21 protein-coding genes and 1 pseudogene are annotated in these 26,630 nt (G+C 57.4%); 9 read left to right on the top strand and 13 right to left on the bottom strand.

The annotated features are described in order from the left end of the window. Positions 1 to 10: 10 nt before the first annotated feature. The 5 genes from rpsJ to rpsL all read right to left on the bottom strand — a co-directional run bounded on the left by rpsJ (position 11) and on the right by rpsL (position 4,952). Complete coding sequence (gene rpsJ / locus ACVWXW_RS00455) at positions 11 to 328, bottom strand: 30S ribosomal protein S10 (protein ID WP_414328725.1); 318 nt, start codon at positions 326 to 328, stop codon at positions 11 to 13. Positions 329 to 452: 124 nt separating this feature from the next. Further along, the gene (gene tuf / locus ACVWXW_RS00450; protein ID WP_457402141.1) at positions 453 to 1,682 is read right to left on the bottom strand and encodes an elongation factor Tu; all 1,230 of its coding nucleotides are present in this window, start codon (positions 1,680 to 1,682) and stop codon (positions 453 to 455) included. Positions 1,683 to 1,713: 31 nt separating this feature from the next. After that, positions 1,714 to 3,837, bottom strand: coding sequence for an elongation factor G (fusA, locus tag ACVWXW_RS00445; protein WP_011432555.1), 2,124 nt, complete (start codon positions 3,835 to 3,837; stop codon positions 1,714 to 1,716). Positions 3,838 to 3,990: 153 nt separating this feature from the next. Continuing rightward, positions 3,991 to 4,461, bottom strand: coding sequence for a 30S ribosomal protein S7 (gene rpsG, locus ACVWXW_RS00440; protein WP_011432554.1), 471 nt, complete (start codon positions 4,459 to 4,461; stop codon positions 3,991 to 3,993). Between the two features lie 83 nt (positions 4,462 to 4,544). Continuing rightward, positions 4,545 to 4,952 (bottom strand): 30S ribosomal protein S12, encoded by a 408-nt coding sequence (gene rpsL / locus ACVWXW_RS00435; protein ID WP_414349901.1) that lies wholly within the window; start codon positions 4,950 to 4,952, stop codon positions 4,545 to 4,547. A 209-nt stretch (positions 4,953 to 5,161) separates the two neighbouring features. Between rpsL and ACVWXW_RS00430 the strand changes: the two genes are divergently transcribed. Next, positions 5,162 to 5,866 (top strand): ComF family protein, encoded by a 705-nt coding sequence (locus ACVWXW_RS00430; RefSeq protein WP_457402139.1) that lies wholly within the window; start codon positions 5,162 to 5,164, stop codon positions 5,864 to 5,866. Here the strand turns inward: ACVWXW_RS00430 and ACVWXW_RS00425 are convergent. The 3 genes from ACVWXW_RS00425 to ACVWXW_RS00415 form a co-directional block, all read right to left on the bottom strand. Beyond that, positions 5,844 to 6,869, bottom strand: a complete 1,026-nt coding sequence (locus ACVWXW_RS00425) for an HD-GYP domain-containing protein (RefSeq protein WP_457402137.1) — start codon at positions 6,867 to 6,869, stop codon at positions 5,844 to 5,846. The two genes, ACVWXW_RS00430 and ACVWXW_RS00425, sit on opposite strands and share 23 nt — an antisense overlap. 194 nt (positions 6,870 to 7,063) lie before the next feature. Continuing rightward, a complete protein-coding gene (locus ACVWXW_RS00420; protein WP_457402135.1) occupies positions 7,064 to 8,002 on the bottom strand; it encodes a prohibitin family protein in 939 nt (312 codons plus the stop codon). Positions 8,003 to 8,082: 80 nt separating this feature from the next. Continuing rightward, positions 8,083 to 8,886 carry a prohibitin family protein gene (locus ACVWXW_RS00415; protein WP_414413669.1) on the bottom strand — a complete coding sequence of 268 codons (804 nt, stop codon included), beginning with the start codon at positions 8,884 to 8,886 and terminating at the stop codon, positions 8,083 to 8,085. A 248-nt stretch (positions 8,887 to 9,134) separates the two neighbouring features. On the opposite strand from ACVWXW_RS00415, the gene ACVWXW_RS00410 reads away from it, so the two are divergent. Beyond that, a complete protein-coding gene (locus ACVWXW_RS00410) occupies positions 9,135 to 9,410 on the top strand; it encodes a hypothetical protein (RefSeq protein ID WP_414330279.1) in 276 nt (91 codons plus the stop codon). A 19-nt stretch (positions 9,411 to 9,429) separates the two neighbouring features. Here ACVWXW_RS00410 and ACVWXW_RS00405 read toward each other — a convergent pair whose 3' ends face one another. Next, entirely contained in the window at positions 9,430 to 10,062 is a 633-nt protein-coding gene (locus ACVWXW_RS00405) for a 4Fe-4S single cluster domain-containing protein (RefSeq protein WP_414330282.1), read from the bottom strand. Between the two features lie 170 nt (positions 10,063 to 10,232). Further along, positions 10,233 to 12,509 (bottom strand): ComEC/Rec2 family competence protein, encoded by a 2,277-nt coding sequence (locus ACVWXW_RS00400; RefSeq protein WP_457402133.1) that lies wholly within the window; start codon positions 12,507 to 12,509, stop codon positions 10,233 to 10,235. A 257-nt stretch (positions 12,510 to 12,766) separates the two neighbouring features. On the opposite strand from ACVWXW_RS00400, the gene cphA reads away from it, so the two are divergent. From cphA to ACVWXW_RS00385, 3 genes are all read left to right on the top strand, one after another. Continuing rightward, positions 12,767 to 15,463 carry a cyanophycin synthetase gene (cphA, locus tag ACVWXW_RS00395; protein ID WP_457402131.1) on the top strand — a complete coding sequence of 899 codons (2,697 nt, stop codon included), beginning with the start codon at positions 12,767 to 12,769 and terminating at the stop codon, positions 15,461 to 15,463. A gap of 322 nt (positions 15,464 to 15,785) precedes the next feature. Continuing rightward, positions 15,786 to 15,986: a hypothetical protein gene (locus ACVWXW_RS00390; RefSeq protein ID WP_414330572.1), complete on the top strand. Its 201-nt coding sequence runs from the start codon at positions 15,786 to 15,788 to the stop codon at positions 15,984 to 15,986. 122 nt (positions 15,987 to 16,108) lie between these two features. After that, a complete protein-coding gene (locus ACVWXW_RS00385) occupies positions 16,109 to 16,963 on the top strand; it encodes a prepilin peptidase (protein WP_457402129.1) in 855 nt (284 codons plus the stop codon). 269 nt (positions 16,964 to 17,232) lie between these two features. Here the strand turns inward: ACVWXW_RS00385 and ACVWXW_RS00380 are convergent, their stop codons facing one another. The 3 genes and pseudogenes from ACVWXW_RS00380 to ACVWXW_RS00370 all read right to left on the bottom strand — a co-directional run. Further along, positions 17,233 to 17,631: a DUF6883 domain-containing protein gene (locus ACVWXW_RS00380; RefSeq protein ID WP_414388491.1), complete on the bottom strand. Its 399-nt coding sequence runs from the start codon at positions 17,629 to 17,631 to the stop codon at positions 17,233 to 17,235. A gap of 78 nt (positions 17,632 to 17,709) precedes the next feature. Continuing rightward, positions 17,710 to 21,696: a magnesium chelatase subunit H gene (locus ACVWXW_RS00375; protein WP_457402127.1), complete on the bottom strand. Its 3,987-nt coding sequence runs from the start codon at positions 21,694 to 21,696 to the stop codon at positions 17,710 to 17,712. A 265-nt stretch (positions 21,697 to 21,961) separates the two neighbouring features. After that, a pseudogene (locus ACVWXW_RS00370) lies at positions 21,962 to 22,129 on the bottom strand (tyrosine-type recombinase/integrase); the annotation flags it as partial. 468 nt (positions 22,130 to 22,597) lie between these two features. Here ACVWXW_RS00370 and ACVWXW_RS00365 point away from each other — a divergent pair. From ACVWXW_RS00365 to ACVWXW_RS00350, 4 genes are read left to right on the top strand one after another with little or no spacing between them, the layout of a single operon-like run. Next, positions 22,598 to 22,918, top strand: coding sequence for a hypothetical protein (locus ACVWXW_RS00365; RefSeq protein WP_457402126.1), 321 nt, complete (start codon positions 22,598 to 22,600; stop codon positions 22,916 to 22,918). 20 nt (positions 22,919 to 22,938) lie between these two features. Beyond that, positions 22,939 to 23,778, top strand: a complete 840-nt coding sequence (locus ACVWXW_RS00360) for a VWA domain-containing protein (RefSeq protein ID WP_457402124.1) — start codon at positions 22,939 to 22,941, stop codon at positions 23,776 to 23,778. Positions 23,779 to 23,789: 11 nt separating this feature from the next. Further along, positions 23,790 to 24,554 carry a protein phosphatase 2C domain-containing protein gene (locus tag ACVWXW_RS00355; protein ID WP_414388693.1) on the top strand — a complete coding sequence of 255 codons (765 nt, stop codon included), beginning with the start codon at positions 23,790 to 23,792 and terminating at the stop codon, positions 24,552 to 24,554. A gap of 7 nt (positions 24,555 to 24,561) precedes the next feature. Further along, a complete protein-coding gene (locus ACVWXW_RS00350; RefSeq protein WP_457402122.1) occupies positions 24,562 to 26,235 on the top strand; it encodes a hypothetical protein in 1,674 nt (557 codons plus the stop codon). Positions 26,236 to 26,630: the final 395 nt, after the last annotated feature.

The raw sequence follows: 26,630 nt of genomic DNA, 5'->3' as shown, positions 1-26,630 counted from the left end.
TGCAGATCCATCACAGCTTCACCTCGATATCTACCCCTGCCGGCAGATCCAGCTTCATGAGAGCATCGATGGTTTTGGAAGAGGGGGAATAGATGTCGATAATGCGCCGGTGGGTGCGGGTTTCAAAATGTTCCCGCGAGTCCTTGTCGGTGTGGGGGGAACGCAGCACACAGTAGATTCTGCGCCGCGTAGGCAAAGGGATCGGGCCGACAGGTACGGCGTCGGTACGACGAGCCGTATCCACGATTTTGTCGCAGGAAGTATCCAGCAGCCGATGATCGTAAGCCTTCAGGCGGATGCGAATTTTCTGTTGGGTCAAAGTAGGCATGGCCGGAGAGCAATCCAGAGAACGGTGGACTCGAAAAGGTCAGCAGGGAAAGTGCTCCGCACCACTGTTGCGACCGAGTTGGTCTGGGGCCGCCAGCACTCAATCCCTGCCGAGAAAAAGCAGCTTACTTCAGGATCTTGGAGACAACACCCGCTCCGACGGTACGGCCACCCTCGCGAATGGCAAAGCGCATCCCCTGCTCGATGGCGATGGGCTGGATCAGCTCCACCGTCATCCTGACGCGGTCACCAGGCATCACCATCTCTGGCTGGGATCCGTCATCAGCCGTGAAGGAAGAGATGGTGCCGGTTACATCGGTGGTGCGCACGTAGAATTGGGGACGATAGCCGGCGAAGAACGGCGTGTGGCGACCTCCTTCTTCTTTCTTGAGGACATACACCTCAGACTCGAAGTTGGTGTGGGGAGTAATGGTCTTGGGCTTGGCCAGCACCATGCCGCGCTCCACTTCGTTCTTCTGAATGCCCCGCAACAGCACACCAACGTTGTCGCCGGCGATCCCTTCGTCGAGGGTTTTCTGGAACATCTCCAGGCCGGTAACGGTGGTAGAGCGAGTTTCTCGCAGGCCCACCAGTTCCACCGTTTCGCCCACTTTGATGCGGCCCCGCTCGATCCGGCCCGTGGCCACCGTGCCCCGACCAGTAATCGAGAAGACATCCTCCACAGCCATCAGGAAGGGCTTGTCCACATCCCGCTCAGGCGTGGGAATGTAGGAGTCCACCGCATCCATCAGCTCATAAATTTTGTCCACCCAAGGATCTTCGCCCCGCTGGGTTTTGGGGTTGGCGGTCATTCTTTCTAGGGCTTTCAGCGCCGATCCTCTGATGATGGGAACGTCGTCGCCGGGGAAGTCGTATTTGGAGAGAAGCTCCCGCACTTCCAGCTCCACCAACTCCAGCAGCTCTGGATCGTCCACCATGTCTGCCTTGTTCAGAAAGACCACCAAGCTGGGCACCCCCACCTGCCGGGCCAGCAGGATGTGCTCCCGCGTTTGGGGCATGGGACCATCAGCTGCAGACACCACCAAGATGGCCCCATCCATCTGAGCCGCGCCTGTGATCATGTTCTTCACGTAGTCGGCGTGGCCGGGACAATCCACGTGGGCGTAGTGACGGTTGGCAGTCTGATACTCGACGTGGGCGGTGTTGATGGTAATGCCGCGAGCTTTTTCCTCTGGCGCTGCGTCGATTTCATCGTACCGCTTGGCTGTGGCCTGACCCAAAGCAGCCAAGGTGGTGGTGATGGCAGCCGTCAGGGTGGTCTTGCCGTGGTCAACATGGCCGATGGTGCCAACGTTGACATGGGGTTTGGTGCGTTCAAACTTAGCGCGTGCCATGAATCATCACTTCCTTTTTGGTTTCAGTCAGCTACTCATTTCCTTTGTTTTTGGCAATGATGGCTTCGGCGATACTGCGAGGAACTTCCTCGTAGTGGCTGAACTCCATCGTGAAGGTGCCTCGACCCTGGGTTTTGGAGCGAATGTCGGTGGCATAGCCAAACATCTCCGCCAAGGGAACTTTGGCATTGACTTTGGTAATGCCGCCTTCTGTATTCATCCCCTCCATCTGGCCGCGGCGGGCGTTGATGTCCCCGATGACATCCCCCACAAAGGCTTCAGGGACTTCCACTTCGACCTTCATCATCGGCTCCAGCAGGGTAGGGCTTGCCCTGCGAGCGGCCTCCTTCAGAGCCATCGAACCGGCGATCTTGAAGGCCATTTCGCTGGAGTCCACCTCGTGGTAGGAGCCATCCACCAGGGTGGCGCGGATGTCAATCAGGGGATAGCCCGCCAGCACACCGGATTCGCAGGCTTCTCGGATCCCTTGCTCGGCTGGCCCAATGTATTCTTTGGGCACAACGCCACCCACAATCTTGGAAACGAACTCAAATCCTGTACCCGGCTCCGCCGGCTCTAGGTCGATAACCACATGGCCGTACTGGCCGCGGCCACCACTCTGGCGAACAAACTTGCCTTCCACGCGGCTAACCGGCTTGCGAATGGTTTCGCGGTAGGCCACCTGTGGGTTACCAACATTGGCTTCTACGTTGAACTCCCGCAGCATCCGATCCACCAAGATCTCCAGGTGCAGCTCGCCCATCCCAGAGATGATGGTTTGATTGGTCTCGGGATCCACAGACACGCGGAAGGTGGGATCCTCCTTGGCCAGGGCCTGCAGGGCCTTGGAGAGCTTATCGATATCGGCTTTGGTTTTGGGTTCTACCGCTACTGAGATCACCGGCTCTGGGATAAACAGAGACTCCAGGATCACCGGCGCATTTTCGTCGCAGAGGGTGTCTCCGGTGGTGGTGTCCTTGAGGCCCACCACAGCTCCCAGATCTCCTGCCCGCAGCTCATCCACGTCCAAGCGTTCATCGGCCTTCAGCACCACCAACCGCGAAATTCGCTCCTTCTTGTTCTTGGTGGAGTTGAGCACATAAGTACCTTTGGTCAACACCCCCGAGTAGACGCGAATAAAGGTGAGATCCCCGTACTTATCACTCATCAACTTGAAGGCCAGGGCGGAGAAGGGCTCATCGTCGCTGGCACGGCGGGACACTTCTGAGCCATCTGGCAGCACCCCCTTGATGGCCGGAATATCCACAGGCGAGGGCAGGTAATCCACCACTGCATCCAGCAGCATCTGGACTCCCTTGTTCTTGAAGGCAGAGCCACACAGCATGGGCACAATTTGGCCGCTGATCGTGCCTTTGCGCAGACCCGCCATCAAGTCGGCTTCGCTCAGATCTTCTTCGGCGAAGTACTTTTCCATCAGAGCCTCGTCCGTCTCGGCCACTGCTTCCACCAGCTTGGCCCGATACTCTGCCACGAGATCTTTCATCTCCTCAGGGATGGGGGCCGGACGAATGTCTTTGCCGATCTCATCCATATAAATGCGGGCTTGCATCCGCACCAAGTCAACAATGCCGCAAAACCCGTCTTCGGCACCGATGGGCAGTTGGATGGGCACAGCATTGGCCTTGAGGCGCTCCCGGATCTGGTTGTAAACCTTGAGGAAATTGGCCCCCATGCGATCCATTTTGTTGACGAAGGCAATGCGGGGCACATTGTAACGATTGGCTTGCCGCCAGACGGTCTCAGACTGAGGCTGCACGCCGCCCACCGAGTCAAAGACGGCGATCACCCCATCCAGCACCCGCATGGAGCGCTCAACTTCAATGGTGAAATCGACGTGCCCAGGAGTATCGATGATGTTGATGGTGTACTCCGGTGCGCCGGAGAGGGGCTGGGAAGGATTTGCGGGATCCCGCTTAGTCCAACGGGTGGTGATGGCCGCAGCGGTGATGGTGATGCCCCGCTCCCGCTCCTGGGCCATCCAATCGGTGACCGCAGTTCCGTCGTGAACTTCGCCAATTTTGTGCACCAGACCGGAGTAGAAGAGAATCCGCTCTGTGGTCGTGGTCTTGCCAGCATCGATGTGAGCCGCGATGCCGATGTTTCGGACTCGTTCTAGGGGAACTGTGCGTGCCACGTCAACCTCCCAATCCTCGTCGCCCTGCGACTTGGGCAAACTAAAAAATCCTTTACAATTCTAATCTTTTTTGCCGATTTTTCTCCACCTCGCTGGAACTCTGGGTGGGCAGAACAGGGATCCCAAAAGTCTCCACTGCTCCGCCAGGCTAATTCAGTAGCGGTAGTGGGCAAAGGCTTTGTTGGCCTCGGCCATGCGATGCACCTCTTCTCGCCGCCGAATGGCGCTGCCGGTTTCGTTGGCTGCATCGATCAGCTCATTGGCCAACTTGGCGGCCATGGTGCGACCTGGACGAGTGCGCGAAAAGGTCACCAACCAGCGCAGCGCTAGGGAAGTGCCCCGTTCTCCTCTCACCTCCACAGGCACCTGATAAGTGGCTCCGCCCACCCGGCGGGCTTTCACCTCCACCAGTGGGGTGGCGTTGCGAACAGCATTTTCCAGCAAGGGCAGTGGGTCTTGGCCAGTGCGCTCCCGCACAATGTCCAGAGCTTCATAGAGGATCCTGGCAGCCAGGGATGCCTTACCCCTCATCATCAACTTGCGGATCAGCATGGTAACCAGACGGCTCCCATACTTGGGATCCGGGGGCACATCACGACGAGGGGCACGGTTGCGGCGAGACATAGGAGCTGGGTTGCTTGTTCAGATGGGGATGGCAGAAAGAAAGATGACGAGTGGGATATGGAGGGTTGAGGGTGAGGGCAAAGCTATTTTTTCTTGCCAGCGGCGGCTGGAGCTTGGCCCGGCTTGGGCCGTTTCGCCCCGTATTTGGAGCGGCCTTGTTTGCGGTCTTTGACCCCTGCAGCGTCGAGGGTGCCCCGGATAATGTGGTAACGCACGCCGGGCAAATCCTTAACCCGCCCACCGCGAATCAGGACCACAGAGTGCTCCTGCAGGTTGTGGCCGATGCCAGGAATGTAAGCGGTGACCTCAAAGCCGGAAGTGAGGCGAACGCGAGCCACTTTTCTCAGGGCCGAGTTGGGCTTTTTGGGCGTTGTCGTGTACACTCGGGTGCAAACCCCCCGCCGCTGTGGACAAGCCTTCAGGGCAGGAGACTTGGTCTTGCGAGCGGCAACGCTGCGCTCCTCACGGATCAGTTGCTGAATGGTGGGCATGGGCTGGCAGAGAAGGTCACGACTTAAATTTTAAATTATCCGGTTGAATTATCCGGCGATATTGAATCCTAGCAAGGCGGGATCCCAGCGTCAACTTGGGGATGGACTGCTGGGCTGTTAGCCTGGCCGAGTCTGAATTTCGGCCTCGTTCCCCCCTTGCCTCAGCTTTTTAGGAGACTCTGCACACCAGAAAGGATCCCTAGCAGACGATGGGCTGGTTAGATTGGTGGATTGTGCCTCCATGTCCGCTTTGCCGGCGCCCTGCCAAGGCCGTGTTCTGTCAAGACTGTCAAAAGCGGTTGCAGGCGGAGCGCCTTGCCACTTGGCCAGTCACCACCTCGCCTTGGCCACTTTACGCCTGGGGGATCCACCGGGGGGCGCTGCGCAGGGCCATCTATTGCCTGAAGTACGAAGGACAACGGCGCATTGGCTCGGTTTTGGGAGAATGGCTGGGATCCCGCTGGGTGGAAAGCCGACAGCCGTCTTCAGGCTCCCGTAGGGCCTATGGCTTGGACTATACGGTGGTGCCCATCCCGCTTCATGCGGAGCGCCTGCGGCAACGGGGCTACAACCAAGCCGCCTTGATCAGCCAAGCCTTTTGCCAGCGGACAGGTCTGAGACATTGGCCTGAGGCTCTGGTGCGGGTGCGGGCCACAGCGGCTCAACATGAGCTCAACCCGCTGCAACGACAGCACAACTTGGCCGGGGCCTTTGCCCTGAAACAAGTTCCGGCCACACCGGTGTTGCTGGTGGATGACATCTACACCACCGGCTCTACTGTGCAAGCCGCCCAGCAGGTATTGGCCGCTGCCGGGATCCCGGTGGCCGGAGTAGTTGTCGTCGCCCAAACCCCAAAAGCTGCCTGTCCAGCCTGGCCCGGAACCCCAGCCCCTATCCCGCCTCCAGCAGATTAAAGGCCGTAACAAACATAAAGTCACAAAACTCGCGCACCAAGTTCGGATCCCGCCAGCCCTTGCGGGTTTCCTCCCGCAGCACTTCCAGGGCCTGTTCGGCGGTCAGGGCCGGTTTGTAGGGGCGAGGGGAGATCAGAGCGTCGAAGATGTCGATCACCTGAAAGACGCGGGCCAACAGAGGGATCTCTTCGCCTGCCAGCCCATCCGGGTAGCCGCTGCCATCCCAACGCTCGTGGTGGTGGCGGATGATCGGCAGCACATCCTGCATGGTGCGCAAGCCCCGACAGATGTCTTCGCCAATCAACACATGGGATTTCATGATCTCCCATTCTTCCGGGGTATGCTTGCCCTGCTTGCACAAAATCGCATCCGGGATCCCGACTTTGCCGATGTCGTGCAGGTAGCCGCCCCAGCGCAGGGCCTTGATCTGTTGACGAGACAGCCCCAAGTAACGACCAAACTGTTCCCCCATGGCCACCAAGCGTTCGCAATGGTCACCCGTGGTGGGATCCCGACTTTCCACGGCGCGGGCAATGGCAAACAACACCTTGGCGGCGTGATCCAGATCTTCGTTCAAACGCTTTTGGTGGATGGATGAGCGTACCCGCGCCAGCAGCTCCACGTGATCGAAGGGCTTGGTCAAAATGTCGTCGGCCCCCACCTGCATCCCCATCAGGCGATTGGAGCGGTCGGTCAGGGCAGTGATCAGCACAACGGGGATCAGGCGGGTCAGCTCATTGGCCTTCAGTTGCCGGCAGACATCGAACCCGCTCATGTTCGGCATCAGCACATCCAACAGCACCAAGTCTGGCCGAAGCCGCTCCACAGCCTCCAAAGCCTCTTCGCCGTTGGTGGCCTCGCTCACGCGGAAGTGGGCCGACCGCAACAGCTCACCGATGTAGAGGCGGCTGCTGGCCTGATCGTCCACCACCAAAACATGATCCGCCTCCGCCAGCTTCGGGTTTAGACGGGGAAAGGGGGTGTGAGTCAGGCGGGAGTTCATGGCGGCCAAAATCTAGTCTTGCATCGAGTACGAGCTTTCCCCCTCAGCCGGATTCGGCGCAACCCCACAGGGGATCCCAGTCCAAACACTTGGCGGTAGGATGTCAACGAACTCGAATGACATCCCTTCGCCTTCACATCTGGACACACTTTATACTCAGACTTTTAAGTCTGTAATCCGCAACTTTGCTGAACCTACTGCGCTCTTTGTAAGGCTGCCTGATGGGGATCCACATTGAGAAACACGGTGGCATCGCCCTCGACACGGATGATGCGCAAAGGGGGCAGCGAGTCCGTCGGGTTTTGGATGCGCTCTTGCAGCTTCTCGTAGAACAGCAGATCCGCCAGTTGCGCGTTCTGCGCTGCCGCTTGTCCTTTCAGCTCAATGGCCCGCTGGTTGGCCGCCGCCAGGATTAACAGTCGCTCCGTCTCTTTTTCCTGGATCTGCGCCCGTACTGCCGCCGTCTGTGCTGTAATCGAGGCCACCTGTTTGCGTTCAATCGAGTCTCTTAAGGCTTGTGGGAAATCGGGGTTGCCCAGAAACAGGCTCTCCACCTGCACCAGAGGCAGGGTTTGGCCATCGCGGTTGACAGTAGGCATCTCTTGGCGAATCAAGTCCAGCGCTCGTTGTTCGATGGCGGCCCGCTGGCTTTTCCGGTAGAAGTCTTCCGAATCGAAAGAGGCGGAGATATCCCGAATTTTGGAGCGCACCACTGGCACCACCACCGTGGAAAGATAGTTCTCGCCGATGCTGGCGTGCAGCTCATCCAAAGTGGCGAGGTTGGGCTTGAGGGCAATGGCCACATCGATGACAAAGGCTTGTCCATCGGCGGTGTTCACCGTGATGGCGTTGCTGATGGCATTGGCCGAGGCGGGGTTGTTGGTAAACTCCCAAACGCGGGTGAGCACGGTGTAGGTGATCGGCGTCTCGATCCCCGGGATCCGGAAGATGGCCCCTGGCAGTTCCACCCGCCCCTTCTGCAACCCGGAAAAGGTATTGAAAACTACAGTGGCATGTCCGGGCAAAGTGACGTACAGGCAAGCGCGGAGCACTCCCAGGGCCGCCAAGACGGCGATCCCTCCCGCGGTCAGCCAACCGGCTCTGCTGTGGGGTGCTTCTCCTGTTGGATACATGGCGGCTGCTCCCGTTTTAGGGTCGGTGAGAAGAGCTGAGGAAATTGGGGACAGGCTAAAAGGATTGATTTCCTGTTGAGTTATTTGGTGATCAAAGTTTCCAGACGGGATCCCAGTACCGCGGCTTTGACCACCTCTAGGTACTGCGGATTTTGGGTGAGGGCCTGTGCTTTGGCTCTCAATTGACCGGCTTCCGCCTCAGCTTGAGAAATGATGGCGCGGGCATCTTGGCGGGCCTGCTCGATCTCAAATTGCTTTTGCGCCAGTTGATTTTCGGCAATGGTCTTTGCCTCAATTGCCGCTACAAAATCAGGATCGAAATCCACATCCCGCAGCAGAAAATCCAAAACCTCGATGCCGTATTCCTTCAGCAGAAGAGCCACCCGTTCGCGGATTTGGCCCTGGAGCAGCGGGCGCTCCGTGGAATACAGAGCCTGGGCGGAAAAGCCGCTGGTCTCGTTCAGGATGACCGACCGAACAATGGGAGCGATGCGATCCAGGTAGTTCTCCCCCAGTTGTGTGTAGACTTTGGGGGCGTCCACAATGCGAAACTGCAGCGTCGCCTCAGCCGCAATCTGCTGCCCATCCTGAGAAAGGGCCACCAGCCGCGGCGCGTAGGCAGTCGGGTCGTTGTCCTTCCAGGTGAGGGCCTGCGTTTTTACATCGAAGGTAACCGTGCGCGAGACAAAAGGCGGCACCCAATGGAGACCAGGCTGCAAAGCCATCGGGCTCACCCCCCCTCCCCAGGTGAACACCACCATATTTTCTCCGTTGCCCACCAGTCGCAGCGGCCTGCCCATCGCCACTAGGATCAATACGGCTCCGGCAAGGGTGGCCTTGGGCAACCAGCGACCAACTCGCCTTTCCCAACCTTCTGCTCGCATCTCCCCATCTCCTGCGCATGCAGCCATTCTCGCGGCTGTGGGGAAATGAGGCTGAGAAATCGCCGCTATCTTTTAAGTTTTCTCCAGGGATCCCGCGAGAGATCCCGCGCTTGCTCGCCCACTGTTCTCAACGATGTCGAGAACTCTACAAAGTTTACAAAAGATTACTTCATACTTTGCAAAGACCCGTGACAGACAAGCGAAAAGGGAAGAAGATTAAAACATAATAAAGATTTGGGTTGCCGTTCATGCTACCTACTGTCGACTACGAGCGGCGAGACATCCAGGTGCCACCCTCGTGCATTCCCGCTGCCGCCCAGGCCTTGATCCGGCAGGGGGTATCCATCTGCTGGCGGGAAGAGAGCCTGTCTGCCCTAATTCGTCTCGGATCCAAAGGCGCCGCCGACCGGGCCGCCATTTTGCTGGTGGAAATGAGCCTCATGGGCCAACCGGAAGAGCTAAAAAACTGGCTGGAGATGTGCTGGCAACTGCCCGCTTGTCTCAGGGAACCGCTGCAGGTGTAGGATAAAGGATCACTGCAGTTCAAGAGCCTGCCTCGTCGAGGAGAAACTGGCTGCCGTAGCCGGTAACGATGCGGGTTCCATCTTTGAGGATATGAATTTCCACCTGGTCACTGGCCCAATTAAGCTGGTTTTGCAAGGCGGGGTTGAAGACGTGCACCCGCTGGTTGCGGGAAGAGACCAGCGAGTGGGGGGAGTGAATGGCCTGAGATTGGAGATAGGGGCCGTCCACTAAAATATCCAGCTCTTGCAGCAGCTCCTGGGCGCCGGGAGGAGCTTGGGGGGAGTGCAACTGTTCTAGGGTAAAGCCGGTAAAAGACATCACTGTCAGCCCTTTGGCCTTGAGAAGCCGCGCCAAGCTGGCCAGGGCAGGAGCCTGCCAGAAGGGTTCCCCGCCGGAGAAGGTTACCCCTTGATTTTTGGGGTTGCTTAGGATTTGGGCTGCTAGGTCGGTCACGCTCACCAGTTGATGGATGACAAACGGCCAGGAAGCCGGGTTGAAACAGCCTGGGCACTCCCGCAAGCAGCCCTGCACCCACACCACCGCACGGCAGCCCGGCCCATTCACTTCCGACTCGTCCACATACCCCATCAGGTTGAGATAGCCGGGAGGAATCTGGGCCAGAAAGCTCAGCGCCATCTCTGCCTTGGACATGGATCACCCGCTGCAAAACCTCTTGAGGCTATTCTTAGCCTAATTGGCAGCTATGCTCATAAGGCAGTCATGAATCAATAATTAACGCTTGAGAACGATTGAGGCTCGTAGTTGCAAAAACAGGATAACTGGGAGGCTGCTGAGAAAGCTGCCTGGTCTGGAAACCGGCCCTACTCCAATTGCGCCCTCAGGGTTTGCACTCCCCGTCGCGACCAGCTCACCGCTCCAGCTCGATCGGCTACGTAGAGGGGCCGTTGTTTTTGCCGAAACCAGGCAGTCACTGCTTCGCTGACAGGGCCAGAGCTGATGCCCGCCTGCACCTGAAAGCGCTCCAACAGATCCAGAATCAGGGATCCTCCGTCCCACCACAGCCAGTCGATCTGGGCCGGCATCAGTGGGGATCCGGTTAGCTCGGCTTGCACATGGGTGCCGGCAGAGCCCAGCAGCAGCCAATGGGATCCCTCAGCCTCCAGTGTCAACACCAGGGGATTGGTGTAGACAGCTTGCAGCCGCAGCCGCTCCGAGAAAGGCATCCGATCGCCTGGCTGCAGCACCTGATAGGGGATCCCGGCAGCTTGCACAGCACTGAGGGAGCGCAGGTAACTTTCGGAAGCCGCATTAGCCCCTCCCCCATCCCAGAATTGCCCAATCGCGTTGGCGGGACGTACTCCTTTGGAGAAAGCCGACAGCAGGATCTCCCAGCCGCCATTGGCAGAGCCGGCGGAGGTCATGGCCACCGCTCCATCCAGACGGCGCAGGCCCCGCTGCCGCAAAAAGGGCACTACTGTGCGTTCTGCCAGGCGGGGATCCCCGCTGTTGAGCAAGAGGTGGCGTCCTTCCGCTTGAATGGCCAGGATGGGGATTCGCCCACTGGCCAGGGCGGTGATCTGAACGGCTGGCCCCGGCCACAACCCCGGCCCCAACAGGATCCCGACCAGGATCAAGGCAGTGCCCTGCCAGCGGAAAGCCCGTTGCCACCGTGGCCAAAAGGTCACGGCCACCAGCGCGCCGTAGAGGAGCAAGCACTGGAGCAGGGAGACCCGGCCGGTGTAGTAGGAACTCAGAGGCCAGCTGGCCATCCAGTTCACCCAGTTGATTAAAGGCGTGATCAAAAACGTCAAGGGCCGGGCCAGCAGGGATCCCAGCCCCGGCCAGAGCAAAGCCCCAAACGCCACCCCGAACCCCGCCACCAGCAGCGGCACTAGCAGAATCAGCAGCAGCGGGTTGGCCAGCAGCGAGTAGGTGGGGATGCGGCCAAAGATGGCCACTTGCAGCGGCAAGGTCCAGATCTGGGCTGCCAGCGGAACGGCCAAGGCGGTGGCCACAGCCGGAGGCAAAAAGTCCAGCCGGGAAACAATTGGGGCTGTTCCGACCAGCAGGCCCAGGGTGGCGGCGAAGCTGAGCTGGAACCCCAAATCCGTAATCCACATGGGCTGATAGATTAGCAACACCACCGCCACCACCAGCAACGTGCCCAGCGGATTGAGCCTAACTTTTCCCTGCAGGCGCGGCTCCGTCAGCACCACCATGGCTGCTGCCCCCATCAGTGCTGCCCGCAACACCGAAGGGCTGAACCCCGTCAGGGCGATATAAAGCCCCAGCACCGCCAGGATGCTCCCCTGCTGCAGGCGCACCGCCAGCCGGCGCGTCAGGACAAACACCACCCCCACCAACAGCGACACATGGAACCCAGAGGCGGCCAGCGCATGGGCCATGCCGATTTCCCGGAAGGCATCCTGCAAGTCGAAATCCAATTGGGCGGCCCGGGATCCCAGCACCAAGGAAGACAACAGATTCCCCTGCCGCTCCCCCAATCCAGCAACGAACGCCTCTCGCACCCGCCGCCGCAACACCCAGCCCCCCCAACCTCTTCCCCCCGGCTGCAGGATCACCTCACGGGCGCTGAAGCCGGCAAAAGCCCCCTGGCGCTGCAGGTAGGCTTGAAAATCAAAGCTGCCCGGGTTCAAGGCCGGACTGGGAAGGTACAGGGATCCCGTCAGGCGCACCCGTTGGTTGGGGTGGAGATCCTTGTCCTGGAGGGCCTCAGGGCCGGTGGTGACGTAGAGCTTGCCGCTGACCTGGCGGGCCGTGGAGTCGGCGTTGAGCACCTGCTCTGCTCTCAGCCAAAATTGCCGCCGTTCGCTGCGGGTGGGACGAGGTTCCGAGAGGACGGTGCCCACCAAGTTCATCTGCTGCTGGGGGGCCAACAGACTGATATCCGTCGGGCCGGGAAAAGGCTGCCGCCAACCCAGGTAACCCCAAGCCAGACACCCCACCAGCCCCATCGCCAGCCAAGTGCGGGCCAGACGCGGTTGCCGCCGGCACAGCAGGGATCCCGCCAGCCCCAATCCCAGCAGGATCCCCCAGCCCCACCCGGCAGCCTGGGGCCAAGCCCGCACCAGCAGGCCCAAGATCCAGCCCAACCCCAGCAGATAGGTTCTTTCCATGTGCCGCAGACCCGTCTGCCCCCCACTGTACCGATGTGGTCAAGCGGGATCCATTGCGTTGTCTTAACCTTGCTCGCCCGCCGAAAGAATTGTATTAAAGGATACTCTTTCTCGACCTTGGCAAAGGGAGTGTAGATTAGGGCTGGTCGCGCCAGCGGGATGTAGTCCTTGGCAGTTTCCTGCGCCGGCATCCTGAAAACGACCCTAAAACGACCCTAAGTTATCTGTCCCCTTCCCCGCTGTTTCCCCTAGACCCTATGCGCATCCGATCCATCCGCGTTCTCAGTGGCCCCAACTACTGGAGCATCCGTCGTCATAAGCTGATTCAAATGCGGCTTGATCTGGAAGACTTGCAGGAGCGACCCACCAACACCATCCCGGGTTTCAAAGAAAGGTTGGAGGCCCTGTTGCCGGGACTGTGGGAACACCAGTGCTCCCGCGGCTGCTATGGGGGATTCTTGCAACGGGTGGAAGAGGGCACCCTCATGGGCCATGTGGTGGAGCATGTGGCCTTGGAACTGCAGACTCTGGCCGGCATGAAAGTGGATTTTGGCCGCACCCGCGAAACCTCCACCCCCGGCACCTACAACGTCGTGTTCGAGTATCAAGAGGCAGAGGCCGGGCGCTTTGCGGCCAAAGCTGCAGTCTACCTCTGTCAGGCTTTGGTGGATGGAGAAGACTACCGCCGCGACCTAGAACTGGACATTCAAGAGTTGCGAGAGATCCGAGAGAACGTCCGCTTCGGCCCCAGCACCCAAGCTTTGCTGGACGAGGCCGCCCTGCGCGGGATCCCCTATCTGCGCCTCAACAAGGGATCCCTGGTGCAACTGGGGTACGGCGTCTACCAAAAGCGCATCGAAGCCACCACCACTGAAAAAACCAGCATCATTGCTGCCGACCTGGCCGCCGACAAGCGGGCCACCAAAGAACTGCTGCAGGACATGGGGATCCCGGTGCCCAAGGGCTATACGGTGCGTCGCTGCAGCGAGCTGGCAGCCACCATCGAGGATGTGGGGGGCTTTCCGGTGGTGATCAAGCCCCTCAACGCCAACCACGGCAAGGGCATCACCGTCAACATCACCAGCCTGGAAGCCGCCGAGATCGCCTACGATGCCGCCAGCCAATACTCCGATGTGGTGTTGGTGGAAAAGCACCTGGTGGGGGATGACTACCGACTGCTGGTGATCAACAACAAGCTGGTGGCTGTGGCCAAGCGGATCCCAGCCTATGTGGTGGGAGATGGCCGCTCCACCATTCAAGAGCTGATCGACGAAGTCAACAGGGATCCGCGGCGGGGGTTTGGCCACGAAAACGTGCTGACCCAAATTAGCGTTGATGACATGACCCTGCGTATCCTCGAAAGCAAAGGCTACACCCTGGATACGGTGCTGCCCAAAGGAGAACATTGCACCCTCAAATCCACCGCCAACCTGAGCACCGGAGGCATCGCCGTCGATTGCACCGATATCATCCATCCCTACAACGCCTTCATTGCCGAACGGGCAGCTCAGATCATCGGCCTGGATGTGGCGGGCATCGACCTCATCTGCCCGGACATTGCCCAGCCCGTCAACGAAACCGGGGGCGGCATTGTCGAGGTGAACGCTTCTCCGGGTTTGCGCATGCACCTGGCCCCCAGCGAAGGGATCCCGCGCAATGTGGCTGAGCCCATCATCGACATGCTCTTTCCCCCCGGCAGCCACACCCGCATCCCCATCCTGGCCGTCACCGGCACCAACGGCAAAACCACCACCACCCGCCTGATCGCCCACATCCTCAAAGGCATCGGCAAGCGGGTCGGCTTCACCACCACCGACGGCGTTTACATCCAAAACCATCAAATTGCCAAGGGAGACATGACCGGCCCCCACAGCGCCCGCCTGGTGCTCAGGGATCCCACCGTAGAAGTGGCGGTGCTGGAAACGGCGCGAGGCGGCATTTTGCGAGAGGGGCTGGGGTTTCCGGAATGCGATATTGGCGTGGTGCTCAACGTAACCTCAGATCACCTAGGGTTGGGGGATATCGAAACCCTAGAAGACATGGCCCGCGTCAAATCCGTCTTGGTGGAAGCGGTACACGAGCGGGGCTACGCTGTCTTGAATGCCGATGATGGTCTGGTGGCCGCCATGGCCGCCAATGTCAAGGCGACAGTGGCCTATTTCAGCATGAACCCGGAAAATCCCCTCATTCAAAAGCACATTGCTTCCGGGGGCATAGCAGCTGTCTATGAAGAGGGCCACATCTCAATTTTGAAACGGGGCTGGAAACTGCGCATAGAAGATGTAACCAAAATTCCCCTCACCCTCTCTGGCAAGGCCAGCTTCATGATCCAAAATGTGCTGGCCGCTACTTTGGCAGCCTTCCTGCACGGGGTTTCCATCGACGACATCCGCATGGCGCTGGGCACCTTCACCAGTTCTGTGGCCCAAACCCCTGGTCGCCTCAACTTGTTCGATGTGGGGGGCTACCAAGTGCTGGTTGACTATGCCCACAACCCAGCAGGTTACGAAGCCATTCAAAGTACCCTGGAGCGCTGGGATTGCCAACGAAAAATTGGGGTTATCGGCGGGCCTGGGGATCGGCGCAACAGCGACCTACGAGAGCTGGGAGTCTTGGCAGCGCGCATGTTCGACCGAGCCATTGTCAAAGAAGATGATGACCGGCGAGGACGGGAACCAGGCGAGGTGGCCGCCCTAATCCGGCAGGGTTGGGAACAGGAAAAGGCAGGGGATCGTCTGCAGGAAATCTTGGATGAGGCAACTGCTATCGAAACCGCTCTGGAGAAAGCCGAACCCGGAGACCTGGTGGTGATCTTTCCGGCGGATGTACAGCGCACCATCCAGATCATCACCCGCTTTCAAGACAAGCTCAACCCCAAACCCAGTTACCGTGGCTCCTCCTACAGCATCGGCCCAGATTTGATCTCCCCCAGCCCTGACGTCAAACTGTCTTAGGCTGGCTGCCGACAACTCCAGAGTGCTCTATGGCCTCCATTCCTGGACAGACATCGAGAATTGAGTGGGCGGAGGTGACCCATAAGTCCTCGGCGGCGATATCCTAAGTTTAGGCTGGCGGGGGCGGGTGACTTGTCTTTTGGGAAGCAGCAGGTGTTCGGCTCAGGGGATCCTCGGCTTTTCAGAAGCCTTAACCGTTCTAAAAAAGTCTGAGGGATGGCAGACAGAACTTTGGGGATCCCAAAAGGTCTAAAGACTCCGTCCCGCCGACGCGATGGGAATGTCGTTAGGGTAGTTGTGAATTTGGCAAGGAAAACAGCTCATGGACAGCGCTCTGCTTCAAGCGGCTCGCCAGATTTATCAATTTCATCTGCAGCATCGACCGGAAGTGCTGGAGCAACCTCCGCGGGGGGTAGTTATTCACCGCCGTACCCTGCGAGGGGATCTGATCTTTTCCGAGTTCCCCATCCTGCTGCCCCAGGAAACTTTTATTCCGCTGCAGCAATTGGAGCCGCTGCGGTGAGGCACAAGGAGCTACGCTGACAGAGCAGATCCTTCCTTTTTCTGCCTTTAGGGACTCCGTCCTGCCGACGCGATGGGAATGGCTGCCATGCTCGAGATTCTCCCCTACTGCGCAACGCTCGCATGATGTGGCTGAGCAACGCTGATGCGAACGGCACCTGGGAGCTGCGCCTACTGGGCTGGGTGCTGGTACTGGTGCTGGGGGCCTGTGTGGGCAGCTTCTTGAACGTGGTGGTCTATCGCCTGCCGCAGGGTCTTTCTCTGCTCCATCCCGGATCCCATTGTCCAAGCTGCAAGACGCCGCTGGGCCCCACGGAGAACATTCCCATCCTAGGCTGGTTGTTGCTGCGCGGTCGCTGCCGCCATTGCGGGGTGCAGATTAGCTGGCGCTACCCTGCTGTCGAGGCGTTGACGATAGGGCTGTTTGCCCTCAGCATCGGGGTTTTGGGGTTTTCTGCCCAAGGGATCCTCACCTGCGTCTTGTTGAGCTGGCTGCTGGCCCTGGCACTCATCGATCTGGATACCTTTTTGCTGCCGGAGGAGCTGACCCGTTCAGGCCTGGTGGTGGGGCTTTTGGCCCGCCTGGCTCTGCCGTGGCTCCAGGGATCCGGATCCCTGGCCGCTACAGGCCTGTCACTGGTGGAAGGGATTGCAGGAGCTGTGCTGGGCCTCTGGCTGCTGGAGGGCATTGGCCTCTTGGCCCAGTGGGCCTTGCGACGGGAGGCCATGGGTGGGGGAGATGGCAAGCTGTTGGCCCTGATCGGCATGTGGTTGGGGTGGCAGGGGGTGGTGGTGGCCCTTCTTTTGGGTTCCGGGTTTGGCCTGCTGGCTAGCTTGCTGGCCATGATCAAGGGGCGGGCCCGCCTGGGAAAGCCCATCCCTTTCGGCCCCTACTTGGCTATGGGCGGAGGGGTAGCCGCTCTAGCCGGATCCCAACTGGTGGAGGGCTACCTGCGCTGGCTTGACCTGGTGGGGTAGAGGGAACGTCCATTCAACATTGGATACTTCATGTTTCGGGATCTATGACTTCAAACTGATCGGGAAAAAGAATGAGATTAAAATATCGAAAACCTCCTACCAAGCTCAAATCCGGAACCGCTAAATCAACCGCATAGCCTTCAGTGGGATCTGAGTAACATTCCACAATGGATCCCTGAGTTCCAGCAGGAATAGTGGTCTCGCTGAAATACTCCTTGACATCTGCCACAGTTTTGACTCTACTGTATGGCTTGATTCTAGAAGTGGTTTTACTCATCATTGTGTACCTCTAGCCAATTGGTGACCAAACGAGGGATTAAACTTTCCTTATCAACCTGCCACACGGTCACTAAAGTGCCTTTTTTCTGATTGAGGCCCAAAATTTCAATCTTGACTCGATAGCGGCTTCCATAGGGTGTTGGAAACGGATCCCCGGCTAAGGCGCAAGGCAGAGCAGCAGTAACCTGTTGCAGAATGTGAGCAAATCCCACCCTTCTTCCCTCTGGTGTACTGACATCATAGCCAAGCTCTGCAAAGGCAATCCACTTGCCTTGATTTCCAGGATTAGCTGGATTCATAGAGTAATCAACGAACTTGGCAGGATCCACTGCTGCTTCAGAAGCCCTGGGCAAGGATCCGGCCATGGTTGCAGCTTTTGCCGACTTCACGTAAGGTCTAAGGACTCCGTCCCGCTGGCGCGAACAGTAGCCCAGACGTCTCACGCTAACCTGAAACAACCATATTAATTACTCCACCCCTTCGATTCTGTCCTCGATCTCCTGATACAGCTCCTGCAGACGCTCGATATTGGCCTGGGAAGTCTGCCAATAGCCGCGCCCATGCACCTCTAGCAGGGATCCGACAATGCGCCGGAAGGAGTGGGGATTGAGGTTCATCAAGCGCTGCCGCATGGCCTCATCCTTGATGAAGGTCTCGTTGGTTTCTTCGTAGATCCAGTTGTCCACCGCGCCTGCCGTAGCTGACCAGCCGGAGGTGTTGACCAGCCGCTTGGCGATCTCCCGTACCCCTTCGTAGCCGTGCTTGAGCATCCCCTCATACCACTTGGGGTTGAGGAGCTTGGTGCGGGCGTCCAGACGGATGGTTTCGCTCAGGGTGCGGATCTGGGCGTTGGGCGTGGTGGTATCTGCCATGTAGGCCGAGGGGGCCTTGCCGTCGGGGCGCAGGCTTTGCACCAGCTTGGTGGGATCCGAGTCAAAGTAGTGGCTGACATCCGTCAAGCTGATCTCCGAGGAGTCCAGGTTCTGGAAGGTCACATCCACCGTCTTCAAGCTGGCTTCAAAAAGCTGTCGCATCTGCTGGTTGGGCAGATTCGAGCCGAAGGCAAAGGACTTGCGGGATAGGTACATCTCCCGCAGCTCCCTCTCGTCCTCCCAGGAGCTGTTTTCCACCGCCAGGTTGATGTTGGCGGAGTAGGATCCGGAAGCGTTGGAAAAGACCCGCGTTGCCGCCTGCTCCAACGTCAGCCCCAGTTCTTCTGCCTGCTGCAAGGCGTGCTTGCGCACAAAGTTCAGCTCCGGTGGCTCCACCGCTGCGGCCGCCAGCTTCACCGCCCGGTCGATCAGGTCCATCTGGTTAACAAACAGATCCCGGAACACCCCCGAGCAGTTCACCACCACATCAATGCGGGGCCGGCCCAGTTCCTCCAAGGGGATTAACTCCACCTTGTTCACCCGCCCCAGGGCATCGGGTTTGGGTCGCACCCCCAGCAAACACAGCACCTGCGCCAGCGACTCCCCGTAGGTCTTGATGTTGTCGGTGCCCCAGAGCACCACCGAGATGGTTTCCGGGTACCGGCCACCGTTACTGCTCATCTCGCGAGCCAGCAGCCGTTCCACCACCATCTCCGCCGACTGGATGGCGGCTGCCGTGGGGATAGACTGGGGATCCAAAGCGTGGATGTTGCGCCCTGTCGGCAACACATTGGGGTTGCGGATGGGATCCCCTCCTGGCCCCGGCAAAATGTACTCCCCTTCCAAGGCCCGCAGCAGGGATCCCAGCTCATAATCTGCCGTAATTTGCTTGAGGCACTCCTCCAGAAATTCAAACAAGGGCTTCAAAAGATCCGGATCCACCTGGGGGTAGCCCGCTTCTTTTAGGACTGCCAACCAGGGGGCTTGCCGGCCCATGTTGAAAAAGTTGAGCTTGGCCACCCGCGCGACCCGGCCCTGGGCGTCGGTCTGCTCCTGCACCAGCGCCGCCACCGCCTTCTGGCAGGCCTTGTTGATGCGATCCAGCAGCTCCGTATCCGCCAGGTGTCCCCGATCCCGGTTGCGGTAGATCTCGTCGATGTCCCGGCCCAGGCTTTGGGCGAGAATGCGGGGCAGGCCGAGGATCCCTTCTTCGGGGCGGTCAATGCTGGCAATGCTCACCAGGGTGGCAATCGCCTCCTCTGCCGTGGGGGGCGCTCCAATGACGTGCAGACCACAGGGCAACAGCCGCGACTCGATCTCCATCAGCTGGGCGTAGAGCTTGCCCACCACCCTATCCCGCTCTTCCAAGCTCAACTGGGCGGCGTCCCCCTGGGGCAACTCCACATCCTTGTCCAGGTTCACCAGCCGCGCCTTGTCGCAGATGGCGTTGACGATGGCGATGCCCCGCGCCCCCTCCCGCAGGGTTTGGTAGGAGCCGATCATCTCCCGCAGCTCTTGCAGCCCCTTGTAGAGGCCGGCGTTTTCTGCCGGCGGCGTCAGGTAGCTGATGGTACAGGCGTAGCCCCGCCGCTTGGCAATAGTGGCCTCACTGGGGTTGTTGGCGGCGTAGTAGTACAGGTTGGGCAGGGATCCAATTAGATTATCCGGATAGCACTCGCCCGACATGCCGATCTGCTTGCCCGGCATGAACTCCAGGGATCCATGGGTGCCAAAGTGCAACACCGCATCCGCCCCCCAAACTTTCTCCAGGTAGGTGTAGTAGGCGGCAAAGCCGTGGTGGGGGCTGGCTGACCTGGAAAAAAGCAGCCGCATGGGATCCCCTTCATAGCCGAAGGTGGGCTGCACCCCGATGAACACATTGCCAAAGTGCTTGCCGTAGATCAACAGATTTTGCCCATCGGTATTCAGGTGCCCCGGCGCTGGCCCCCAGTATTGCTCGATGGCTTTCACGTAGGGTGTCAGCGCCTCGTACTCCCGCACCGACAGTTTGGCGGCCACATTCAGCTCCGGGCTGGCGTACTGGGCCTGGGGATCGTGCAGGATGGACTCCATCAGCTCCTGCGGGGTTTTGGGCAGCAAGGACTCCGTCCCGCTGTCGCGAACGGGGCCGAGGTCATAGCCGTTGTGGGCCAGGGCCTGCATCACCCGGTGAATAGAGGCAAATACATCCAAGTAGGCTGCTGTCCCCACATTGCCTTTGTCCGGTGGGAAGCTGAAGACGGTGATGGCGATCTTCTTCTCCAGCTTGGGCTTACGTCGCAGGTTGGCCCATTTAATGGCCCGCGCCGCGATCAACTCAATCCGATCCTGCATGGCATGGGCTTTGCCGGTGGCCGCATCCCGCCCTGAGAGGATGATGGGATCGATTGCCCCGTCCAGCTCGGGAATGGCAATCTGCAAAGCCACCTGAACCGGGTGTAGGCCCAGGTCGCTGGCAGCCCATTCCTCCGTCGATTGAAACACCAAGGGCAGCGCCACCATGTAGGGGCGATTCAGCCGTTGCAGCGCTTCCACTGCTTTGGGGTGATCCTGCCGCGCCGGCCCTCCCACCAGGGCAAACCCGGTTAGCGACACGACCACATCCACAATGGGCGCTGTCTTCTGCGCGTTCCAGAAAAACTCGTTCACCGGCTTGGAGAAATCTAGACCCCCGGCAAACACCGGCACCACCCGCGCCCCGCGCGACTCCAGCTCTTGCACCATGGCCACGTAGTGGGCATCATCCCCCGTCACCAGGTGGGTGCGCTGCAACACCAACCCCACGCAGGGAGCCAAGGGATCCTTCACGTCCTGCGGCAGATCCTCGCGGGCGTTGTACCAATCCAAATACTCCGCCAGACTGGCAAACATCTGCGGCGCCAAGGGGTGCCAGATGCCCATCTCCAAGTAGGTGACCGGCTCAGCAAACTGCACCTGATCCCGCATCCCCGGCAGGTAGCGATCCGCCAACATCAGCAAAAAGTTCTCCAGGTTCTCGCGGGATCCCCCCAGCCAGTACTGGAAGCTGAGCATGAAGTTGCGGGCATCCTGCGCCTTGTCGAAGGGCAGATACTTCAGCACCTTGGGCAGCGTCTGCAGCAGCTTCAGCATCCCCTCCTGGAAGTTGGATCCCTGCTGGCGCTTGCGCATGAACTGGGCAATGGCGCTCTTGGACTGTCCCAGCTGCGCCATAGAAAAGGCTCCCATCTTGTTCAGGCGCATCACCTCCGGCATGGAGGGAAACACCACCACCGCATCCAGCCGTTCCCGCAGGGGTTCTACCGCCTGCACCACCTTCTGGGCAATGTCCTCGATGAAGATCAAGGATCCAATAAAGACATTGGCCGTTTCCAGATCCCGCCGAAAAGCCTCATAGCCCGCGGGATCCCGCAGCTCCTCCACCAGGTAGCCGGCCAGCTCCACCGCCAGCTTGGAGTTGTGGGCATTGATGCGCTGCGCAGCCGCCGTCAGGGCACTCTGATATTGCGGCTCCAACACCACATACACCACCTTCATCAAGCGGCGATCCCCTACCTCGGCAGGGGTAACGTGGCGGGTGATGGGCTTAACCAGAGTAAACATGCGGTCGCTCTCCGTCGTGCAATGCAAAAATTGGGTAAACCGGGGAAAGGATTCTGTCCTGCTAACGCGAAAGGACTCCGTCCCGCTGACGCGAAAGGACTCCGTCCCGCTGACGCGATAGGCAGGATCCCCTATTGTCTGTTTCCCGTTCTACCAGAGAAACGGATCCCTGCTGGGAGCATGGCGGCAAGGTCGTAATAATTCGCAATGATCGCTGAGGTACTGTAAAGGGGAAGAGGATCCCTTCCCCAGAGAGCGTCCCCTTCTAAGGATCCAATGGACTTCTCACCCCGCGCCCGCCTTTATTCAGCACATGGGTGTAAATCATGGTGGTTTTGACATCTTTGTGGCCCAACAATTCTTGGACGGTGCGGATGTCGTAGCCGTTTTGCAGGAGATGAGTGGCAAAACTATGGCGGAAGGTGTGGCAAGTAAACTACCCGACTCCGTACCGCTTTAGCGGTACAGAGTAGGCTTTTAGTAGCCCTGGGCCTGCTCTGCTCTACCAGAGAACAAGACAAGCCCGGACCTCTAGGCTGGTTTACGGCAGCCCCAATCGACCGTTGCCAGTGCCTTAAATAACCGTTTCTGGTGTCCGCACTATTATCATAACATAGAGCAAATAAAGTTGCACATTCCTCCCGACACTGACTTTATGAGTACAGTGTGCGGATCCTGCGATTTCTAGCTGACTTGCTCCAGGAGCTTTCTGAGTCTAGGTATGGGTGTGTTAATGCTCATTCAGCCAGATAAAAACCCTTTGGAGGTAATTATCGCTCAAAATGTTGACTATACAGACAAATTAGGGCAGCATTACACTAGGCGATGGAAAAGTCTGCTTCTTAGGTGATTATCAGTCATCTAGCTGCAGAAACACATGTTAGGCGACAGGGAGCTTTTAATGACGACCGAGTTGCTCTATCACCAACCAGTGGCACTGATCGCCATCGCGCTGCTTGCATGCATGGTGATCGCTGCGGGCTCGGGGTACAAACTCGGTCGCAGAGGACGCCAAGCACAAAACGAGCTGACGCGAATTCAGATCGGGAGCATTCAAGCGGCAACCCTGGGACTGCTTGCCCTTCTTCTTGGATTCACCTTCGCCATGGCGCTGTCCCGATTCGAGTACCGGAAGCTAGTTCGCAAAACGGCGGCGTTGTTTGCCGAGACGTTATGTGAAAGTGCGGCTCTGCATTCTACAAGTCAACAATTAATAATGTAATAATCTGAAAGGAAATCGCAATGCCATATCAAGCCGAAATTAGTCGAGCCAATCCGAGTTGTTTCTTGTTCCTCATTGACCAGTCGGGATCGATGTCAGACCCGTTCGGTGGTAGTGGGCCAAACAAAAGAAAAGCGGATGGTGTCTCCGATGCAATCAACAAGCTGCTTCAAAACTTAGTCATCAAGTGTGCCAAGAGCGATGGAGTTCGAGACTATTACTATGTTGGCGTAATTGGTTATGGTGCTTCAGTCGGTTCAGCCTTTATGGGCTCTCTCGCTGGCAAGGATTTATCACCCATTAGCCAAATCGCAAATTCACCGGCTCGAATCGAGGAGCGTAGCAAGAAAGTGGATGATGGAGCCGGCGGGCTCGTGGAACAGACTATCAAGTTCCCAATTTGGTTTGATCCCGTCGCTAACGGAGGAACTCCAATGTGCCAAGCATTAACGCAGGCCAAGACGATCGTTCAAGACTGGATTGCCCAGCACCCTTCCTGCTTTCCTCCCATTGTGATAAACATAACAGACGGTGAGGCGACAGATGGAAACCCTTCTGATGCTGCAAACGAAATCAAATCATTAGCGAGCTCTGATGGTAACGTTTTGCTATTCAATGTTCACTTGTCTTCTCAGAAGGCTAATCCTATTGAATTTCCAGACTCCGATAGCGGACTGCCCGATGAGTTTGCCCGCTTACTCTTCAGTATGTCGAGCATACTGCCAACACACATCCAGAATGCAGCAAAACAGGAAGGATATCATATCTCGGAGGCAAGCCGTGGGTTTGTTTTCAACGCTGATATCGTTTCGGTAATTCGTTTCTTGGATATTGGAACGCGTCCAAGCAATCTGCGCTAGTTTTGGAACCTATGAGACTCTCACTACACCATTTCTGGCTGCAAAAGCTTGGCAATGAAGAAGCCGATTACGAGGACGCTTTCGCCCCCAAAATAGATGGCATAATCGATCAGGAGACTTTTGCAATAGCTATTGCCGACGGTGCAACTGAGAGTTCTTTTGCATCCGATTGGGCTAAGATGCTCACTCGTGCTTTTGTCAAAGAACGCTTCACGAACATCCAGGCTCTGCAGGCCCGCACGGAAATATTATCGAAGCGATGGCACACTTTTGTAAACCGTAGACCATTGCCTTGGTTTGCAGAAGAAAAGGTTCGCCTTGGAGCCTTCGCAACGCTGCTCGGCGTCGAACTCACCTCAAACTCAAACGATTCAAACGAATCGGGATCTTGGTCAGCAATAGCAGTCGGTGACAGTTGTCTCTTTCAAGTCCGCAATGATGATCTTGTCCTCTCTTTTCCCATTTCCAGCGCAAGCGAATTTGGAAGTTCTCCGACTTTGCTTTCCACCAATTTGGCCCGCAATTCGCAACTCTGGGAGAAAGTCAAGCGCCAAACTGCAGAATGGCAATCAGGCGATCTCTTGCTACTTGCCACAGATGCCCTCGCGTGTTGGTTCCTCACCGAGCATGAGAACAATGAAAAGCCCTGGAACATTCTCTACGGTTTTACCGAGAATTCGTCGCCTCAGGAATCATTCAAAGCGTGGGCGAATGATGCGCGTCGTTCTACCCGCCTGAAAAATGATGACATCACCTTACTCTTAGTGAGGCTCTGAATTTGTTATGCCATTACCAAGAGGCGATGAATACTTAGCTGCAGTTCAAAACCCCAACACAGCTTTCAGCGATCCGGAATTAAAGGTTTCCATCCCAGAACCTGATCAGTTCGGAATTCCTAAGCCTTACTCCGGAGGGTTCACAACCACATTTCATCTCAAAAATCATTCGCAACATTGGGCAGTCCGCTGTTTCACCAGAACCATTCCAGATTTGCAGAGACGCTATGAAGCTATTGGGCGGTTCCTGCAAACCTGTACAGACGGTTTTTTTGTAAAGGCCATTTGTCTTAATGAAGGAATTAGAGTTGGCAACCAGTGGCATCCCATCATAAAGATGCAGTGGCTCGATGGCGAAACTCTGAACACCTTCATCGACCGCAATATCAATATCTCTAAGCCTGGAGAGATTTCTAAGCTCATTCCAGAGTTTGTCGATTTGGTGCAACGTCTCGAAAGCCTCAAAGTAGCTCACGGGGATCTCCAGCATGGTAATATTCTCGTCAAGCAAGGGAAGCTCTACCTTATCGATTACGATGGATTCTACCTCCCCGAACTCTCCAGCCTTAAGACAAATGAGATCGGACATCTTAACTATCAGCATCCTTCAAGAACCGCTGCTCATTACAATTCAACGATTGACCGGTTTTCGGCCATCGTGATATATCTCGGTCTTTCAGCGGTCGCCGCTTCGCCCCCTCTCTGGCACAAGTACAACAACAGCGAGAATATCCTATTTTGCTCAAATGACTTTGCAGATGTCGAGTCATCTCCACTTCTCATTGACATTTCTAGAATCTCCCAACTTGCCCCTCTTGTGGAGAGATTCAGGGGTGTTTGCAGGCTCGAATTCGATAAAGTTCCGTCTCTTGATCAGTTCATTTCTGGCAACTTCACCTTTCCAAAGATCACAGTCCGCCCTCCCGCTCCAGCCGTTACTGTTCCCCAAAGGCGCAGCCAGTATCCAGTCATTGACGCTTCTCTTTCTGGCTCACTCTCAGAACATATCGGCGACCGGGTGGAAGTAATCGGACTGATTACCGATTACCATTCTGCACAAACTAAGCACGGACAACCTTACATATTCCTCAACTTCGGTTCTTACCCACACCAAACCTTTACACTTGTTTTGTGGTCGACTTCCCTGGATGCGTTCCGCCGTGATAAAGTTGATCCTCTTTCTCTCGTTCACAAGTGGGTCAAAGTTACTGGCGTAATTGGTAGGTATCGGGACAGACTGTATCGGGACAGACTGCAGATGACAATTGAACTTCCGTCTCAAGTTCAAATATTGTCAGGCGAGGAAGAAGCTCGCCAATGGCTTGGAGTCAAGCCGTCTGTATCGCTATCTCCACAGATTCGACGCCCAATTTCACAACCTGACGAATCAGTTTTTAATACTATCTATTCGGGCAAACGTGCTACTCCTAGTGGTACTCCGTCATCGACCACATCTCCGTCAAAGAAATTTGATTCTTCCCATTTTAATACTATCTATTCGGGCAAACGTGCTACTCCTAGTGGTACTCCGTCATCGACCACATCTCCGTCAAAGAAATTTGATTCTTCCCACGGCATCCTTGGCGGATTAATACTCGGAATCGTCGGTGCATTAGTTTTGGGTTTCTGGGGTTTCGTGGCAGGCGCCGTGCTCGGTTACCAAATTGGCAAGCGATTATGAAAGGACAACACACTCTATGAGCTGGCGATTCAGAAAAATCTTCCGTTGGGGTCCATTCCGCACCACTTGGACAAAACGAGGCTGGGGATCCTGATGCTTTTGGGGCTGATGGGTTACCCAACATAACAAGTCACTGCACCCGACCTTGAGGTAGATTACTGATTGGGATCCTTGGTTTGGGGTGGCGGGTGAGTTCGGCCGTTATGTTGCCAGCGCCAGAGCTGTGCCTTGTCAAGGCTGTTGGTGAAGGGGCGCTGGCGTCTGTGGGTAGTTGAACCGATCGGTGGAAAAATTTACACAACATAACAAGTCACTGCACCCGACCTGATGTTAAAATTCGAGAAATACCCAAAACTGCTGGCGGCGGGTGAGTTCAGCCGTTATATTGCTTGTCT

The sequence above is a fragment of the Thermostichus sp. MS-CIW-30 genome (assembly GCF_054058015.1).
This window is presented reverse-complemented; position numbering and strand designations above follow the sequence as displayed.

Excerpts from the sequence above, each read along its gene's own strand:
- rpsJ (WP_414328725.1), bottom strand. The coding sequence starts at position 328 with ATGCCTACTTTGACCCAACAGAAAATTCGCATCCGCCTGAAGGCTTAC.
- tuf (WP_457402141.1), bottom strand. The coding sequence starts at position 1,682 with ATGGCACGCGCTAAGTTTGAACGCACCAAACCCCATGTCAACGTTGGC.
- rpsG (WP_011432554.1), bottom strand. The coding sequence starts at position 4,461 with ATGTCTCGCCGCAACCGTGCCCCTCGTCGTGATGTGCCCCCGGATCCC.
- rpsL (WP_414349901.1), bottom strand. The coding sequence starts at position 4,952 with ATGCCCACCATTCAGCAACTGATCCGTGAGGAGCGCAGCGTTGCCGCT.
- ACVWXW_RS00430 (WP_457402139.1), top strand. The coding sequence starts at position 5,162 with ATGGGCTGGTTAGATTGGTGGATTGTGCCTCCATGTCCGCTTTGCCGG.
- ACVWXW_RS00425 (WP_457402137.1), bottom strand. The coding sequence starts at position 6,869 with ATGAACTCCCGCCTGACTCACACCCCCTTTCCCCGTCTAAACCCGAAG.
- ACVWXW_RS00420 (WP_457402135.1), bottom strand. The coding sequence starts at position 8,002 with ATGTATCCAACAGGAGAAGCACCCCACAGCAGAGCCGGTTGGCTGACC.
- ACVWXW_RS00415 (WP_414413669.1), bottom strand. The coding sequence starts at position 8,886 with ATGCGAGCAGAAGGTTGGGAAAGGCGAGTTGGTCGCTGGTTGCCCAAG.
- ACVWXW_RS00410 (WP_414330279.1), top strand. The coding sequence starts at position 9,135 with ATGCTACCTACTGTCGACTACGAGCGGCGAGACATCCAGGTGCCACCC.
- ACVWXW_RS00405 (WP_414330282.1), bottom strand. The coding sequence starts at position 10,062 with ATGTCCAAGGCAGAGATGGCGCTGAGCTTTCTGGCCCAGATTCCTCCC.
- ACVWXW_RS00400 (WP_457402133.1), bottom strand. The coding sequence starts at position 12,509 with ATGGAAAGAACCTATCTGCTGGGGTTGGGCTGGATCTTGGGCCTGCTG.
- cphA (WP_457402131.1), top strand. The coding sequence starts at position 12,767 with ATGCGCATCCGATCCATCCGCGTTCTCAGTGGCCCCAACTACTGGAGC.
- ACVWXW_RS00390 (WP_414330572.1), top strand. The coding sequence starts at position 15,786 with ATGGACAGCGCTCTGCTTCAAGCGGCTCGCCAGATTTATCAATTTCAT.
- ACVWXW_RS00385 (WP_457402129.1), top strand. The coding sequence starts at position 16,109 with ATGATGTGGCTGAGCAACGCTGATGCGAACGGCACCTGGGAGCTGCGC.
- ACVWXW_RS00375 (WP_457402127.1), bottom strand. The coding sequence starts at position 21,696 with ATGTTTACTCTGGTTAAGCCCATCACCCGCCACGTTACCCCTGCCGAG.
- ACVWXW_RS00365 (WP_457402126.1), top strand. The coding sequence starts at position 22,598 with ATGACGACCGAGTTGCTCTATCACCAACCAGTGGCACTGATCGCCATC.
- ACVWXW_RS00360 (WP_457402124.1), top strand. The coding sequence starts at position 22,939 with ATGCCATATCAAGCCGAAATTAGTCGAGCCAATCCGAGTTGTTTCTTG.
- ACVWXW_RS00355 (WP_414388693.1), top strand. The coding sequence starts at position 23,790 with ATGAGACTCTCACTACACCATTTCTGGCTGCAAAAGCTTGGCAATGAA.
- ACVWXW_RS00350 (WP_457402122.1), top strand. The coding sequence starts at position 24,562 with ATGCCATTACCAAGAGGCGATGAATACTTAGCTGCAGTTCAAAACCCC.